This window comes from Pseudoalteromonas sp. SR41-1 (assembly GCF_014164015.1).
GTDB classification, from domain to species: Bacteria; Pseudomonadota; Gammaproteobacteria; order Enterobacterales; family Alteromonadaceae; genus Pseudoalteromonas; species Pseudoalteromonas distincta.
Window position 1 is genome coordinate 42,312 of sequence record NZ_JACJEK010000011.1, and the last position, 15,544, is coordinate 57,855.

The 15,544-nt window shown below is 39.0% G+C and carries 15 protein-coding genes and 1 tRNA gene; 10 read left to right on the plus strand and 6 right to left on the minus strand.

What is annotated here, in order from left to right:
* Nucleotides 1–98: 98 nt before the first annotated feature.
* Together dnaB and alr are read left to right on the plus strand one after the other, a co-directional pair.
* Nucleotides 99–1,478, plus strand: coding sequence for a replicative DNA helicase (gene dnaB / locus H5118_RS11230; protein WP_002963050.1), 1,380 nt, complete (start codon nt 99–101; stop codon nt 1,476–1,478).
* A complete protein-coding gene (gene alr, locus H5118_RS11235; RefSeq protein WP_024596806.1) occupies nt 1,478–2,557 on the plus strand; it encodes an alanine racemase in 1,080 nt (359 codons plus the stop codon). The genes dnaB and alr overlap by 1 nt, the downstream gene beginning before the upstream one ends.
* A gap of 31 nt (nt 2,558–2,588) precedes the next feature.
* Here alr and H5118_RS11240 read toward each other — a convergent pair whose 3' ends face one another.
* Entirely contained in the window at nt 2,589–2,828 is a 240-nt protein-coding gene (locus H5118_RS11240) for a DUF2960 domain-containing protein (RefSeq protein ID WP_002963045.1), read from the minus strand.
* Nucleotides 2,829–2,928: 100 nt separating this feature from the next.
* Between H5118_RS11240 and H5118_RS11245 the strand changes: the two genes are divergently transcribed.
* The 3 genes from H5118_RS11245 (at nt 2,929) to H5118_RS11255 (ending at nt 4,809) form a co-directional block, all read left to right on the plus strand.
* Complete coding sequence (locus tag H5118_RS11245) at nt 2,929–3,180, plus strand: hypothetical protein (RefSeq protein WP_002963043.1); 252 nt, start codon at nt 2,929–2,931, stop codon at nt 3,178–3,180.
* Between the two features lie 201 nt (nt 3,181–3,381).
* Entirely contained in the window at nt 3,382–3,999 is a 618-nt protein-coding gene (gene pnuC, locus H5118_RS11250) for a nicotinamide riboside transporter PnuC (RefSeq protein ID WP_002963042.1), read from the plus strand.
* A gap of 3 nt (nt 4,000–4,002) precedes the next feature.
* Nucleotides 4,003–4,809, plus strand: coding sequence for a phosphotransferase (locus tag H5118_RS11255; protein ID WP_182748839.1), 807 nt, complete (start codon nt 4,003–4,005; stop codon nt 4,807–4,809).
* Between the two features lie 3 nt (nt 4,810–4,812).
* Here the strand turns inward: H5118_RS11255 and H5118_RS11260 are convergent, their stop codons facing one another.
* Nucleotides 4,813–4,995 carry a hypothetical protein gene (locus H5118_RS11260; RefSeq protein WP_039490259.1) on the minus strand — a complete coding sequence of 61 codons (183 nt, stop codon included), beginning with the start codon at nt 4,993–4,995 and terminating at the stop codon, nt 4,813–4,815.
* A 246-nt stretch (nt 4,996–5,241) separates the two neighbouring features.
* Here H5118_RS11260 and H5118_RS11265 point away from each other — a divergent pair.
* The 3 genes from H5118_RS11265 to H5118_RS11275 all read left to right on the plus strand — a co-directional run bounded on the left by H5118_RS11265 (nt 5,242) and on the right by H5118_RS11275 (nt 6,767).
* Nucleotides 5,242–5,316: transfer RNA gene (locus H5118_RS11265), tRNA-Arg, on the plus strand.
* 328 nt (nt 5,317–5,644) lie between these two features.
* A complete protein-coding gene (locus H5118_RS11270) occupies nt 5,645–6,061 on the plus strand; it encodes a hypothetical protein (RefSeq protein ID WP_259397978.1) in 417 nt (138 codons plus the stop codon).
* 1 nt (nt 6,062) lies between these two features.
* The gene (locus tag H5118_RS11275) at nt 6,063–6,767 is read left to right on the plus strand and encodes an NRDE family protein (RefSeq protein ID WP_182748843.1); all 705 of its coding nucleotides are present in this window, start codon (nt 6,063–6,065) and stop codon (nt 6,765–6,767) included.
* Between the two features lie 119 nt (nt 6,768–6,886).
* Here the strand turns inward: H5118_RS11275 and H5118_RS11280 are convergent, their stop codons facing one another.
* Nucleotides 6,887–8,650, minus strand: a complete 1,764-nt coding sequence (locus tag H5118_RS11280) for a lysophospholipid acyltransferase family protein (RefSeq protein WP_182748844.1) — start codon at nt 8,648–8,650, stop codon at nt 6,887–6,889.
* Nucleotides 8,651–8,986: 336 nt separating this feature from the next.
* On the opposite strand from H5118_RS11280, the gene H5118_RS11285 reads away from it, so the two are divergent.
* Complete coding sequence (locus H5118_RS11285; RefSeq protein WP_182748846.1) at nt 8,987–10,201, plus strand: HD-GYP domain-containing protein; 1,215 nt, start codon at nt 8,987–8,989, stop codon at nt 10,199–10,201.
* On the opposite strand, the gene H5118_RS20630 is transcribed toward H5118_RS11285, so the two are convergent.
* Complete coding sequence (locus tag H5118_RS20630; protein ID WP_076914930.1) at nt 10,161–10,484, minus strand: hypothetical protein; 324 nt, start codon at nt 10,482–10,484, stop codon at nt 10,161–10,163. The genes H5118_RS11285 and H5118_RS20630 overlap by 41 nt on opposite strands.
* Nucleotides 10,485–10,767: 283 nt before the next feature.
* Here H5118_RS20630 and H5118_RS11290 point away from each other — a divergent pair, with 283 nt between their 5' ends.
* Nucleotides 10,768–12,036: an outer membrane protein transport protein gene (locus H5118_RS11290; RefSeq protein WP_154903642.1), complete on the plus strand. Its 1,269-nt coding sequence runs from the start codon at nt 10,768–10,770 to the stop codon at nt 12,034–12,036.
* Between the two features lie 113 nt (nt 12,037–12,149).
* Here the strand turns inward: H5118_RS11290 and H5118_RS11295 are convergent, their stop codons facing one another.
* Together H5118_RS11295 and H5118_RS11300 are read right to left on the minus strand one after the other, a co-directional pair.
* Entirely contained in the window at nt 12,150–15,005 is a 2,856-nt protein-coding gene (locus H5118_RS11295; RefSeq protein ID WP_182748848.1) for a valine--tRNA ligase, read from the minus strand.
* Nucleotides 15,006–15,058: 53 nt separating this feature from the next.
* On the minus strand, nt 15,059–15,505 hold the full coding sequence (locus H5118_RS11300) for a DNA polymerase III subunit chi (protein WP_002962020.1): 447 nt from the start codon (nt 15,503–15,505) through the stop codon (nt 15,059–15,061).
* Between the last annotated feature and the right edge of the window lie 39 nt (nt 15,506–15,544).

Here is a 15,544-nt window from a genome sequence, read left to right on the forward strand (position 1 = left end):
CACGATTACAAAAAGCAGGAAAGATTTCCTGCTTTTCTATTTGCACAGCCCCTGCAAGTCGATAGAATAGAGCCATTCAATTTTACTACTGTGAAGTTATGGCCAAACCAGATAAGCAAGTCGATACTCTTAAAGTTCCTCCCCATTCAATAGAAGCTGAACAATCTGTTTTAGGTGGCTTAATGCTTGATAACCAAGCTTTTGACCGCGTAGCTGAGCTTGTTGTATCACAGGATTTTTATACCCGCACGCACAAGTTAATTTTTGAGGCGATGACGGCACTTGCTGAGATTGGCGATCCGATAGATTTAATCACTATTTCTGAAAGTTTAGAAAAAAATAATAAACTTGCAGGTATTGGGGGTTTTGCTTACTTAGCCGAAATTGCTAAAAATACGCCAAGTGCAGCCAACATTGATGCCTACGCAAACATTGTACGTGAGCGTGCTGTTGTACGTGAAATGATTGGCGTGGCAAATGAAATAGCCGAAGCGGGTTTTAATACCGAAGGGCGTACTAGTCACGACCTACTCGATTTTGCCGAAAGCAAAGTATTTAAAATTGCCGAGCAACGTACAAAAAGTACGGAAGGCCCGCAAAGTATTCATAACATACTCGAAAAAACCGTTGATAAAATAGAAGAGCTTTATCAATCGCCACAAGATGGTGTAACGGGTGTGAGCACAGGTTATGCCGATCTTGATAAAATGACGACGGGCCTGCAACCATCTGACTTAATTATTGTGGCAGCGCGTCCTTCAATGGGTAAAACCACCTTTGCGATGAACCTTGCAGAACATGCCGCAATGACTCAAGACAAACCCGTGCTAATTTACTCGCTAGAGATGCCTTCAGAACAAATTATGATGAGGATGTTAGCGTCTCTTGGCCGTATTAACCAAACTAAGGTACGTACAGGTCAGTTAGATGATGACGATTGGGCGCGACTTTCATCAACAATGGGCTTGTTGATGGAAAAAGGCAAAATGTATGTTGATGATGCCTCGGGCTTAACACCTACCGATGTTCGCTCTCGTGCACGTCGTATTGCGCGTGACCACGGCGGCATTAGTATGATCATGGTCGATTACTTGCAGCTAATGCGCGTACCTAGCCTTGCTGATAACCGAACGCTTGAAATTGCTGAAATTTCGCGTTCACTTAAATCACTAGCAAAAGAGCTAAAATGTCCGGTTGTTGCGCTTTCGCAGCTAAACCGTACGCTAGAGCAACGTGCCGATAAACGCCCAATTAACTCAGATTTACGTGAGTCAGGGTCGATAGAGCAGGATGCCGATTTAATCATGTTTATTTACCGTGACGAAGTTTACAACGAAGACAGTACTGATAAAGGTATTGCTGAGATTATCATAGGTAAACAACGTAACGGCCCAATTGGTAAAGTGCGTTTAACATTCCAAGGTCAATTTTCTCGCTTTGATAATTACGCGGGACCAGCGGTAGATGACGATTACTAATGCGCTTAGCGACTGCTGAAATTAACTTAACGGCACTTGCGCATAATTTAGCGCAAGTTAAGGGCTTTGCACCTAACAGCAAAGTGATGGCGGTGCTAAAAGCAAATGCTTACGGGCATGGATTAGTAACGATTGCGCAGCATTTAAATAATGCTGACGCATTTGCTGTGGCACGTATAGATGAAGGGCTTGCCCTTCGAGCTGGGGGCTTAACAAAACCAATTGTTTTACTAGAAGGCTTTTTTAACAAAGCCGACTTACCGATTCTGCTCGCCAACAATTTTCAAACTATTATTCACGATGAGTACCAATTAGCGGCGCTTGAAAAAGCAAAGCTAGATGCACCAATAACATGCTGGTTAAAAGTAAATACAGGTATGCATCGATTAGGTATTGCGCCAGAGCAGTTTGAAGCCTTTTATAGCCGCTTGCAAAAAACACCTAACGCTAAAAATACCGTTAATTTAATGACCCACTTTTCGTGTGCTGATGACGTTGATAATGCTAAAACGGTTCAGCAAATTACGTTGTTTGATAATTTAGTGAATGGTATTGACCAAGCGCATTGTTTATCAAATTCGGCTGGTATTATTGCCTGGCCGAGCGGTCATGGCGATTGGGTGCGTCCTGGGCTTATGTTATATGGTGTATCGCCAATGGCAAATAGTATTGGGCAGCAACACAAATTAAAACCAGTTATGCGCTTAACTACGCGCGTAATTGCAGTGCGAGATGTGCCTGCTAATGAAGCTGTTGGGTATGGTGGTCGTTGGAAAAGCGATAAACCAACCAAGTTAGCTGTTGTAGCTATGGGTTATGGCGATGGTTATCCTCGGCATGCTAAAGAGGGGACACCGGTAATAATTGGTGAGCAGCGTTATGGTATTGTAGGTAGCGTAGCTATGGACATGATCAGCGTTGATATAGGCGCTAATGAGCATAATATTAAAGTTGGCGACAGAGTCACTATGTGGGGCCCTGAGCTACCAGTTGAAGAAATAGCACTGTGCGCTGATACTATTCCTTACGAGCTATTATGTAATATTACACCACGCGTAAGTTATGAGTATCAGCCATAGTTAGTTTTTAGCGTATACCAATTGGGTATAATTACTCTTTTATAAAGTAAATGTCGCTAAAGCCCATACGGGCAAATTCTTGGTCGCGAAAGTTACGAACAGAAGCAGACCCTTTTGAGGTCATTTCTATTTGGCGTACCATATTTAAGTAATTTGTTAAATCAATACCCTCGGCAGCAGCAATAGCTTGATACATGTCGTGGTATTTATCTTTTGCGAAGTTAATTTCGCGCGGTTGGTTTTTAAATGTATACGTTATTCTGCGTGCCATAATAAGCTCAGTTAAATTGAGTGTTAGTATAATTTTACACTGTATTGAACTGGCATTGAATGATTTGTTTAAATCAAATAATTAAAAAGTAGAGTTTAAAATGAAATTATCAGTAGAGATCAGTAAATATCCACTTCACCAAGATTACATTCCGTTTATTAAAGGCTTTATTGACCGCTTAAACGAATACGAAAATTTAAAAGTGATTACTAATACGCTATCAACGCAAATTTTTGGTGATTATGATTTAGTAATGCAGGTGTTAAATACCGAAATTAAGCGCTCATATGAAGAATTTGGTAAAGCTATTTTTGTATGTAAGTTTCTCTCTGGCGACTTATCGCCTGAATAATCTATAATACCAATCTGCATAAATCTTTGATCAATTTAACGAATTAAATTGCACTATAACGTCGTTAAAAATTTTTTATTTAGAACAACTAGATACAAAAATTTTTGCCTAGTTTTAGCGTGATTTTCTTAACGTTAAATAGACCCCGTATATAAGCAGATTGGTATAACAAATGGCGCAACTAAACGGTGATTGCATAATATGGACTTTTTAACACAAACCTTAAGCGGTTTTACAGCAATGTCGCATTGGGAATACATTGCGGTAGGATTGTCGATGGCGTACTTATTATTGGCAATAAAGGAAAGCTTATGGTGTTGGCCAGCGGCATTTTTTAGCACGCTCATTTATACAATTATGTACTGGAATGGCGCATTGCTCATGGAGTCGTTACTTAATTTTTATTATATGTATATGGCTGTGTTTGGATGGGTTGTATGGAGAAAAGGCAAAGCTGAAAATTTAAATATTACATCGTGGTCGATAAACCGTCATGCTGTTTTAATTAGTTTAACAACCGTAGCTGCAATTACAATTGGTTACGTTATGCAAAACTATACGCATGCCGATTTTGCTTACCTTGATAGTTTCACAACGTGTTTTGCCGTAGTAACTACTTACTTAGTTGCTAAAAAAGTCCTCGAAAACTGGCTGTACTGGATTGTAATAGATGCAGCTTCCATGTATTTATATTATGAAAAAGGCTATTACCCAACGCTTGCGCTCTTTATATTTTATACCATTATGGCCGCGTGGGGCTTTAAAACTTGGTACGAAGAGTACGAACAAAGCCAAGCTAAGCCGCTAGCTCAGCTTTAATTAATGATTGAGCATAATCAGCTAGTAAAAATGTGTAGGGCGTTTATAGAGCCTACTAGCGTTATTTCAAGCGAGCGACTACTTAATGGTTTTAGTAACGATAATTTTTTAATACGTACCAAACAACAAGGGTATTTATTAAAGTGTTATAAAAGCCATTGGCCAGCCATAGGACTTGAAGCACAGCGTTTTTTAAGTGGGCTTAATATATGTCCTGCGCCTGTTTGGCTCGATAAAAAGAATAGCCGTGCGGTATTTAATTATATTGAAGGTAATACAGCGCAATCGGATATAACGCTTAGCTTTATTAATAAACTTGCTCAAGTGCACAATTACAAAGTGTCTACTGCGCCAATGGATATAGCTAAAGAGCTGCATTTTTATCAAAGCACCGGCGTATATACGCAATATAAACCTCAAATAGAACGGGCACTCAAAGTAGTTGCAGCCATGCAATTTGATGAAGGCTTTTGTCATAATGACTTGGTAAAAGATAACATTATTGTAAATGCTTCGGGCATGTATTTAATTGATTTTGAGTACGCGCAAACTAACGATGTATATTTTGATTTGGCAGCCCTTGCAGTGAGCTTTAATCTTAATGAGAGCAGTGACAGTACATTGTTAAACAACTATAAAAATAGCGTTGATAAAACAAGCACGTTTTACCCATCAATAGATAAGCTAAATTACTATAAACTGTTTTTTTTGGTGTTATGTATTGCTTGGTATGAGGAGCGCAACATAACCTGTGAATCTATAATGTTACGTGCGCAGCTAAATAAACTTGTTACTAATACTTTTTTATAAAAGTTACAAACCACCAAAGCGTTCAGCGAGCTCTTTGTACTTTGTTACTTCGGCCGCATCAAATTGTGGTTCGCCATTCTCGTCTTCAGATTTAGCAATTAATAAACTTTCTCTAGAGAGACGTTTTACACGCTCTACTTTTACACCTAAAAATTCAGCGACTTGCTCAGTAGACATTAAACTCATTATTATTTCCTCGTATTAAACTAATCCTCACAGCGACAATCATAATTTTAATGTTACTAAACCGTTACTGTTTCTTATCTAATAAGAATAAATAGCGTGTTTTTAAGCCTTTGTGAAGTGTTTTATTTAAAAGAGTTTAATTAATAAGCATATAAGCTGATCTTACTGGTATTTATTTAAAGATCTCTTTATCATTGCGGGTGCTAAAGCACTGATATCGCGAGTTGGTGTGGCGGCAACAAATGTGCTCTCGTGGTGAAATGGATATCACGTGGCCCTCCGGAGGCTGAGTTGTAGGTTCGATCCCTACCGAGAGCGCCATTTGCTTTTATATGTATTAATTATCCTCTCTATATTACCTAGCTTCTTATTAATTACTCTTGAATTTAAAAATGCATTTACTGCAAAAACTTTGAAAGTTAATTTTAAAAACAGCTTTCTAGTTATTTATACAATGCAAAATTAGCATCCAAAAATCATGTTGTACTTTTTTGCATATAAGATTTAGTGATAAATGAGGAAGACCGATTCAATGTTAAATAGTCAATTAGAGATACTAGCTCAAGGACACGCTTATCTTGAAGGTGTAACTATAGAGGACTATTCCCAAGTCATTACTCCTAACTTTATTAGCTCGGCAGGAGCTCATATGCGACATATTATCGATCATTATCAATCTTTAATGACCGGCTTTAGCACGCAAAAAGTAGATTATGATTGCCGCTTAAGAGGAGGAGATATTGAAAACTCTCCAACTGCTGCAATAAAAAAAATTGCCGAAATAACAACGTGGATTGAACAGCTAAGTCCAGATGATTTTAATGAACCGTTATCACTTTCAAGTGAAGTTTCGATTAAAAGCAAAAATGTACAAACAGTAACCACATCACTTGCGCGAGAGCTTATTTTTGTAGGCAGTCACGCTGTGCACCATTACGCGATGATTTCACAAATTTCTTTTGCTCAAAAGTCGCAGCTCGATCAAAGCTTTGGTTTAGCACCAAGTACAGCTACTTTTTTAAGAGAAAATAGCCAGCCAGCACAACCAAAATCGATGCAAAATTAAAATGTGTACGTTAAGCTACTTTTTAACTGATGATGGCTACGAGCTATTTTTTAATCGCGATGAGCAAAAAACACGAGAAACGGCAATCGCTCCAAGTAAGCACCAGGGCAATGCAATTTTCCCCATTGATCCGCAAGGAGGAGGTACTTGGCTTGGGGTATCGCATTTTGGGCAAACACTCGCATTATTAAATGATTACCAAAGTGTATTTGATATAACTGCGGTAAAGCATAGTAGAGGTCTGTTAATCCCTCATTTACTGAGCAATAAAGCCCCTGCATTGTACCAATTACTAAACAAGGATTTATCGGGCTACGCGCCTTTTAAGTTGTGTATTTTTCCGGATGGGCTATCGATAAATAACAATAACGTGGTTTTTGTTAGGTGGGATGCAAAGCAGTTAATCCACTGCCAAGTTGAACCACTTGCTACGTCATCAGGTGTTGAGCTTGAAACGGTGACACAAAAGCGTAAACAACAATTTAAGCAACTTATTGATTTAAGACATCCTGAAAGTGAGCAGTTTTTAGCGTTTCATTACAGTAAAGCCGAACAAGGGCAATATGGCGTAAACATGCTAAGGGAAGATGCAATGACGGTCAGTATAAGTCATATTAAAGTTGGTAACACTATACGCTTTAATTATTTTGATAAGCAGTCTCAGCTCATTAGTAGCATTGGTTGTTTAAAAGTGGCTGCAGCTTAACTAAATATTTTTATAGCCATAACTATTACATAATTAAAAACAAAAAAGTCGATGTAATTAATTACATCGACTTTTTTGTTAACTGTATTTTACCTGCTATATTAAGCAGCAGGTAAAAATTATGAGTGATTTATATAATCATCCTTTTTATCACCAAGGTAGAGCTTAAGTAGCTTTTCAGGCGCACCTGGTAGGTGAACACTTAAAAGTAATCCTGGCGTGTGATTAAAGTTGCTATCAATGCCCATGCAATGAAATTGAGCGCCTAGCTTGTGGTATTGCTTTAATAAAATCGGTATGTCTTTTTTATCTTCTTCTATTCCCAGAACCAATGCTGATACATGGCCTATGTTTAACGTGTGGTCATTAATAAAGTCTTCAAACTCTGGGTGGAGCTTATTATTAAAAGGCGTATTGGCGCTAACACCTTGTTTATTATTAACCATTGTATGGTCAATAATTGCAACAGAGCGAGGGTCATAAAGTTTACTTAATGAAACCGTGCCATATAAAGTCCTATAGCGTGGATTTTGCGCCATAAACGCACCAATCCCTTTAAATAGCAGTAATAAACCATGGTAACTGCCCTGATGTTTTTGAACTATAAACGATCGACCCATTTCTAAGCACGGCTGTTGCTGATTAATAAAAGAAGGTTCGAAGTTAAACATTTGCGATAAATAAAGAGCGCTCACGTCGCCATTTTTTTGTAATAAATCGGTTTGTCCAATTCTATAAGCACCAATAATTTCTTCACTTTTATGATCAAAAATAAACAAATGCATGTAAGTCGCATCAAACTTATCTGTGTCGCATGGCTCGCCACTTCCTTCGTTTAATGTGCGAAAAGTTATTTCTCTGAGGCGTGTTATTTCAGTAATGCAATTAGGTATTTGCTCTTGGTAGCCGTAATAAACTGAGTAACCTTTAAAGTCGACTAAATGCTGCTCGCTTGGCAAGTTGGCAAGCTCATTTTTCATTTTTGTTTTATCAACTTCCTGCATAATGGCTTTGAGCTGTGTTGATTGGTTATCCTCTTGCCAAGGCGTTACAAAGCGCTCATCGTTTAAGTAACACTGCAAGCGTGTAAGTGCGTTTATGTCGTCAGTTTTTTCAAACTTATTTAATAATTTGGGTGTAAGTAAATTACCAGCGCTTAAGCTAATAGAGCTTTTTTGAATTTTAAGTAATTCGCGTATTAGCATTAATAATCTAAATCGGTAGTAAACACGCCCCAAGTTATAAAAGGTTGAGCTATTCTGACCGCTAATAAATACAGGCAATAAAGGAGCTTGTGTTTTTAAAGCTAGTTGAGCGGCTAAGCGATTCCATTGCCCGTCAGTTACACGTTGTTTTTCTGATTGAAAAAATGACACTCTTCCTGCAGGAAAAACCACAAGTAAGCCATCATTTTTAACATGACTAAAGCACTGTTTTATTGCGCTGGTATTAATGGCTGCTTTTGGTTTTAGTGGGTTAGCAAAAATAAAATAGTCTTTAATTTCTTTAAATATTTTTAAACCCACGTTAGCCATTACTTTTGTATCGCTACGATAATGGGTGAGTAAATTTGCAATTATTACGCCCTCAATCATGCCATAAGGATGATTACATACCACTATGCAAGGGCCATGCTTTGGTATTTTGTCAATAACACCTTGTGCACCAAGCACATTTATACCTAATACATTTAACAGCTTTTCACTAAACTCTTGTTTATCTAAACCCGATAAATTATTAGAGAGGTATATATCACGCAGCTTATTGATGCCCAATAGGCTATCGAGCAGCGGAGCGGCTATTTTTAGTATATGACTCAAAGGAGAAACGGTGCTTATTGCCGCTACACTTAAGTTTGATACGGGGTGGTTTAATTTTGTCATATACGTTGATGCTCTTAAATTTTTATAGCTGTTGTGTATATTTAGACCGAGGAAAAACCACATTATGTTCAAATTAGGTTAATTAAGTTTGTTTAAAAGCGTAAAAATAATACTCAAATAGTCTTTTAAGTGCTAAATGGTTGTAGGTTATTAAGAAAATAGAAGAGGGTTTTAATTATCCATAAAATAAGGTTACCCACTACAGCTAATAAGAGTGATACAGCAAGTAATCCTTTGTAGTTATATATCACTACTTACAACTCAAAAACTAGACTTTTAAGCTTAATTAATGCTATTTAAGGTACATCTACTTTAAATGTAAAAAATCTCACCTTTATGCTAATTACTTTGCCTGTGTCTGAGCTCACCCCTGGTATGTACGTTGATAGCGTTACTAAACAACACGAGGGGATCAATAGCATAAAAATTAAGACCAGTGGCTTGGTGCGCGACAAATCTATTATTAAGCGTTTAGTGTCTGAAGGGGTGCTCGAGCTGCTTATAGATTTTACTAAAGGTGATGCGCCAGTTCCTGCCAAATATAAGCCCCAAAGCGCACCTAAAACATCTAATAGCCAAAAAAAAGTAGAAAAAACATCTATAGCTATTTCTATCGAACAGGAGTTTGCTAAAGCGACTGTAAATTACGATCAGCATGGCCGAAAGTTACAATCATTATATGGCGATTTAACATCTGGCCTGAGTGTTAATATAAAAGTGCTTGATGAAATTGCCAGCGAGATAGTCAGCTCAGTTTTTCGTAATGCTAACGCTATGACTATTCTTACTCGTATAAAAGACAAACATAGCTATAACTGGCGGCATATGATCAACTGCGCCATTTTTACTGCTGTATTTGCTAAGTACTTAGGGTATGAAAAGGCTGTTGTACAAGAGCTTGCAATGGGGGCGTTACTTCATGACTTAGGCCAAGCTAAATTACCGCAGGGTATATTTTCCAAGCCAACTAAACTAAGTAATAACGAGCTAGCAGCAATTAAAAAGCATGTTGCCCAAGGTTTAGGTTTAGTTAAAGGTGAGAAGGGTATAACTCCCCTTATGCTCGATATGATAGTAAATCATCATGAGCGTTTAGATGGCTCTGGTTATCCGCGAGGCCTGCAGGCTGAAAAGTTAAGTCGCCCGGCGCGTATAATGGCAATTGTAGATGTGTACGATGCTATGACAGCCGATAGAATGCACCAAGAGGGTGATGAGCCTATTAATGCATTACGCTACTTATTAGCCAATAAACACTTGTTTGATGGTGAACTAGTACAACGCTTTATAAAATGCTTGGGGGTCCATCCGGTAGGAACTATTGTAAAATTAACGAATGAACGTTTAGCCTTAGTGCTTGAGGGGAACGTATTAAATCCTATTAAACCTAAAATTAAGCTATTTTATAATGCTAAGCATAATCATCATGTTACACCTAAAGACATAGATTTAAGTGAGCACACCCAAGAGCTGAAAATACTAGCAAGTGTTAAGCCTCTTGATTATCAGATTAATTTGTCTCGCCTGCTAAAAGAGCATTTGTTGAACTAGTTTTACTGCATTGCCTTTTTTTAGTTTGTTTTGCAGAAATAAACGCACCCAAAAAACAACTTCCCATCAGTGTTAGCCATAGCAAAGTACCTAACTCTACGTGCAATGCAAAACAACACAGTCCTAAAGAGATCAACGCATTTAACATTGCTCCAAGCCAATAATGGTTTACGGGGTTATCGCATTGTCCTGCTTGAGTGCATGCACAGTAGTTTGCTTTGTAAAAGCAAAATACACTCGCCCCACAAAATATTAGCCCTGTAATAATAAATAAAATGATCACAGTTTTACTTCCTTTGCGATTTTATAGTGAGTGTAATTTGCTATATATTTCAAGTCAATCTAAATGATAATTAATTACAATTAGAGCTTTAACTCTAATAACACATTTCTCATCCGATGAGTTTTAAATAGTTGTTAAAATGTCGTTAAATAACATATTTTTTGCTGTTTTTTGACGCATTCATAGAGTTTTTTACAAAAAATTAAGGTAGTGTAGCAAAGTTTCAAATCCTAATAACAACACACATAGTACCCAGACAGTCAGTTTGGTTAAGGACTCAACAATGAAATTTTCTAAAACTCTTATTGCAGCTTCGCTTGCATTTGTTTCAGCTGATAGCTTTGCAGCTGCGTTTCAATTATCAGAGCAAAATGCATCGGGTTTAGGCCGTGCATACGCTGGTGAAGCTTCTATCGCAGACGATGCGTCTGTAGTTGCACGTAACCCAGCACTAATGACTTTATTTAAAGATAAACAACTAAGTGTTGCTGCTATTGGTGTAATTCCAGATGTAAGTATTGAAGGCGAAAGTACTAATAACGGTATTGACCCAAGTGCATTAGATGACGACAGCATTGCACCAAGTGCTGTAGTACCTGCTGTTTACTTTACTATGCCTTACAACGATAAAGTATCGATTGGTTTTGGCGCATTTTCTAACTTTGGTTTATCTACAGAGTTTAACGACGAATACGTTGCTGGCCAAATTGCTGGCGAAACAGAAATCTTTACTGTTAACCTTAATGCAAGCGTTGCTTATAAAGTAACTGAGCAATTCAGCTTTGGTATTGGTTTAAACGCTATTTATGCTGATGCAACTGTTATTCGTAAAGTGGGTGCTAATGCAAGCGGTATTGATTTTGGTGCTGATGCTGTAAACCTTCAAGGTGATGATACTGGTTTTGGTTTAAACGTTGGTTTAATGTACCAGCTAGATGATAACAGCCGTTTTGGTTTTAACTATCGTAGCGAAACAGACATCACATTTGATGGTGACTTCTCAAACGATCTACCAGCAGCTATTGGTGGTACAGGCGGCGCTAAGCTACCAGGAGCTGTTGATCTAACACTACCAGCTATTGCTGAGTTTTCTGGCTCACATCAGTTAGATGATAAGTTAGGCTTACATTACAGTGTATTATGGACAGGTTGGAGCAGCTTTGAATCACTAGAAGCACAAGTAACGTTACCAACTGGTGATAAGTTTGTTGCGTTTGAAAAGCAAGAGCAGTTTGATGACTCTTTCAGATACTCTGTAGGTGCTGATTACCAATACAACGAAGATTTACTACTTCGTGCCGGTGTTGCATTTGATGAGTCTCCAGTATCACAAACGCACCTATCAATCTCTATTCCTGATACCGATCGCTTTTGGTTCTCGTTTGGCGGTAACTACACAATTGATCAAAACTCTAACGTTGATCTTGGTGTAAGTATCATCCGTGGTAAAACACAAACGTTCACAGAAGCTGATGACTCGGGCAGCCAGTGGGGCTTCGAATCTAAAGGCCACGCGGTATTACTTGGCGCTCAGTATAACTACAAGTTTTAATGTAGAAGTGTCTCGTGGTTAATCACAGGGCACAAAAAAGCCGCTCACTTTAATTAAAGTGAGCGGCTTTTTTAATGCCTATTAAATAGTGTTAATAGGCATTTTATGAAAGCTTATAAGCTTTCTATTTTAGTTTTTTGCTCAAGTAGCTTAGTTTTAGCATCGCTAAACTCAGCCAGTTTTGCATTTTCTTTAGCAAGTACCGCTTCAGGTGCGTTATTAACAAACTTTTCGTTAGCGAGTTTGTTTTGCACTTGTGCTAGGCCTTTTTCTGCTTTTTCGAGTTGCTTATTAATACGTGAAAGCTCGGCTTCTACATCAATTAAGCCCGCCATTGGGATCATGATCTCAAGGTTGCCAACATAAGACGTTGCACATGCAGGTGCGTCGTCTTTGTTTTCAAGCATTGTAAACTCTTCAATTTTTGCAAGTGATGCTAAAAATGATTTGTTTTCTTCAATACGGCGCACGTCGTCGCTTGATGCATTAGCAAGTAATACGCTAAGCGGTTTACTTGGGCTAATATCCATTTCACCACGAATGTTACGAATAGCTAAAATGAATTGTTTAACCCACTCTAAGTCGTCCATCGCTTTAGCATCAACGCTTGCTTCATTATATACAGGGAACGGCTGAACCATAATGCTGGTGTTTGCTGTTTCAAGGCCTGCAAGCGGTGCAACACGTTGCCAAATCGTTTCAGTGATGTACGGCATCATTGGGTGCATTAAACGCAGTAAGCTTTCAAGTACGGTAATAAGTGTATTACGTGTACCACGTTGTTGCGCTTCATTACCTTTAAATAATACCGGCTTAGTTAGCTCTAAGTACCAATCACAGAACTGGTTCCATGTGAATTCGTAAAGCGTGTTAGCAGCTAAGTCAAAACGGTAGTTATCAAGGTGTTCAGTGAACGTTTTAACTGTTGACTCAAATTGACCTAAAATCCAGCGGTCAGCTAATGAAAGCTCTTTTTGTGCATCGTTTGCAAAACCACAGTCTTGCTCTTCTGTATTCATTAATACGTAACGGCTCGCGTTCCATAATTTATTACAGAAGTTACGGTAACCTTCAAGGCGGTTCATGTCCCAGTTAATATCACGACCGGTAGATGCCATTGCAGCAAGTGTAAAGCGAAGGGCGTCGGTGCCGTGTGCCTCAATACCGCCTGCAAATACTTTACGCGTATCTTTTTCAATTTTAGCGGCAAGTTTTGGCTGCATCATGTTACCAGTACGTTTTTGTACTAGGTCTTCAAGTTCAATGCCGTCAATCATGTCTAGTGGGTCAAGTACGTTACCTTTTGACTTAGACATTTTATCGCCATTGTCATCACGTATTAAGCCCGTTACATATACGGTTTTAAACGGAACTTGTGGTTTGCCATTTTCGTCTTTTACAAAGTGCAGCGTCATCATAATCATGCGCGCAACCCAGAAGAAAATAATATCAAAACCAGTTACCAACACGTCAGACGGGTGGAAGGTTTTTAAATCATCGGTATTTTCAGGCCAACCTTGTGTAGAGAACGTCCAAAGCGCTGATGAGAACCACGTATCAAGTACGTCTTCGTCTTGGCTTAGCGTTACGTTATCTGCAATGTTGTTTTCACGGCGAACTTCGGCTTCGTCGCGACCAACAAATACATTGCCTTCACTGTCGTACCAAGCTGGAATGCGGTGACCCCACCAAAGCTGGCGTGAAATACACCAATCTTGTACGTCGTTCATCCACGAGAAGTACATGTTTTCGTATTGCTTAGGTACAAATTGAATGTCGCCGTTTTTAACAGCGTCTTTTGCAGGTTCAGCAAGTGGTGCAACACGTACATACCATTGGTCGGTAAGCAGTGGCTCAATTACCACACCAGAGCGATCGCCGTAAGGAACCGTTAAACCATGGTCTTCAATTTTTTCAAGTAAACCTAGTTCTTCAAATTCTGCCACAATTGCTTTACGCGCTGCAAAACGATCTAGGCCGTGCAAGCGCTCAGGTATTGGTGCATCAAACTCAAGCTCTTTACCGTCAAAGGTGTATGTTCCACCTTGGGTAAGAATAGCGGCGTCTTTATCGAAAATGTTGATCATAGGCATTTGATGACGCTTGCCCACTTCGTTATCGTTAAAGTCGTGCGCTGGGGTTATTTTTACACAGCCCGTGCCTTTATCTTTATCGGCGTGTTCGTCAGCAACAATTTTAATACGACGATTAACGATGGGTAATAAAATCTCTTTACCGATTAAATCTGTGTAGCGCTCATCATCAGGATTTACTGCAACACCTGAGTCACCCAACATGGTTTCAGGACGTGTTGTTGCTACTACTATGTAGTCTTTTCCGTCTTGTGTTGTAACGCCATCAGCTAATGGGTAACGTAAGTTCCACATGTGGCCTTGCTTGTCTTTGTTTTCAACTTCAAGATCAGAAATAGCCGTGTGTAATTTTGGATCCCAGTTTACTAGGCGCTTGCCTCGGTAAATTAGGTTTTCTTTATGGAGGCGTACAAACACTTCTTTAACAGCTTCAGATAAACCATCATCCATGGTAAAGCGTTCACGATCCCAATCAACCGATGCGCCAAGGCGACGAAGCTGCTTAGTGATAGTACCGCCAGATTCTTTTTTCCATTCCCAGATTTTATTAATAAAATCTTCGCGGCCTAAATCGTGGCGTGTTTTGCCTTCTTCGGCATGCAGTTTACGCTCAACCAACATTTGCGTTGCAATACCTGCGTGGTCAGTACCTACTTGCCATAATGTGTTGTTACCTTGCATACGTTTAAAACGCGTTAGGGTATCCATTATTGTATCTTGGAAGGCGTGGCCCATGTGTAAGCTACCAGTGACATTTGGCGGCGGGATCATAATTGAATATGGTACGCCTTGGCCAGATGGCTTAAAGTAGCCTTTTTGTTCCCAGTCTTGATATAGAGACTGTTCAATATCTTGCGGATTGTAGGTTTTATCCATTACACAGAACCTTAAATAAGTACTTAAATTAGTTGGTTAGTTTGCCTGATTGGCTAGCTATTAATATCTTGCGTGGTGAGATTGGCACCGAGTTGGCGTAGCTTTTTAAAACGCTCGCGGGCTGCTTGCTTAGCAGCTGGTTCTACGGGTACAAAATCAAAAACTTGGTTAAACCGACGAATGTAATCCGGTAACTGAGTAGCCAAGTTAATTAAAACTTTACGATTGCCAACAGGTGGCGTAATACCAATTTCTACAGGTGCGCCGCCTTTAGGGCCTTCACCTTGTAAATTATGTGGCACAAAACTATCTGGATCGAATGCCCAAATTATTTCATCAATGGCACAGGCTGCTTCGTTATCGTTAACACAAATAAACACACGCTGCCCATTTCGATACTGATCGGCCGCAATTTGAGCTGCCAATGCAAAATGATCGTCAGCCTTCGCTTTAGACTCATCTTGTTGCTTTAGAACGAAAAATTTAGCGTTCATGTTCATTGTATCGGGGTTTCCCATGACATTGAATGTATACCAAAT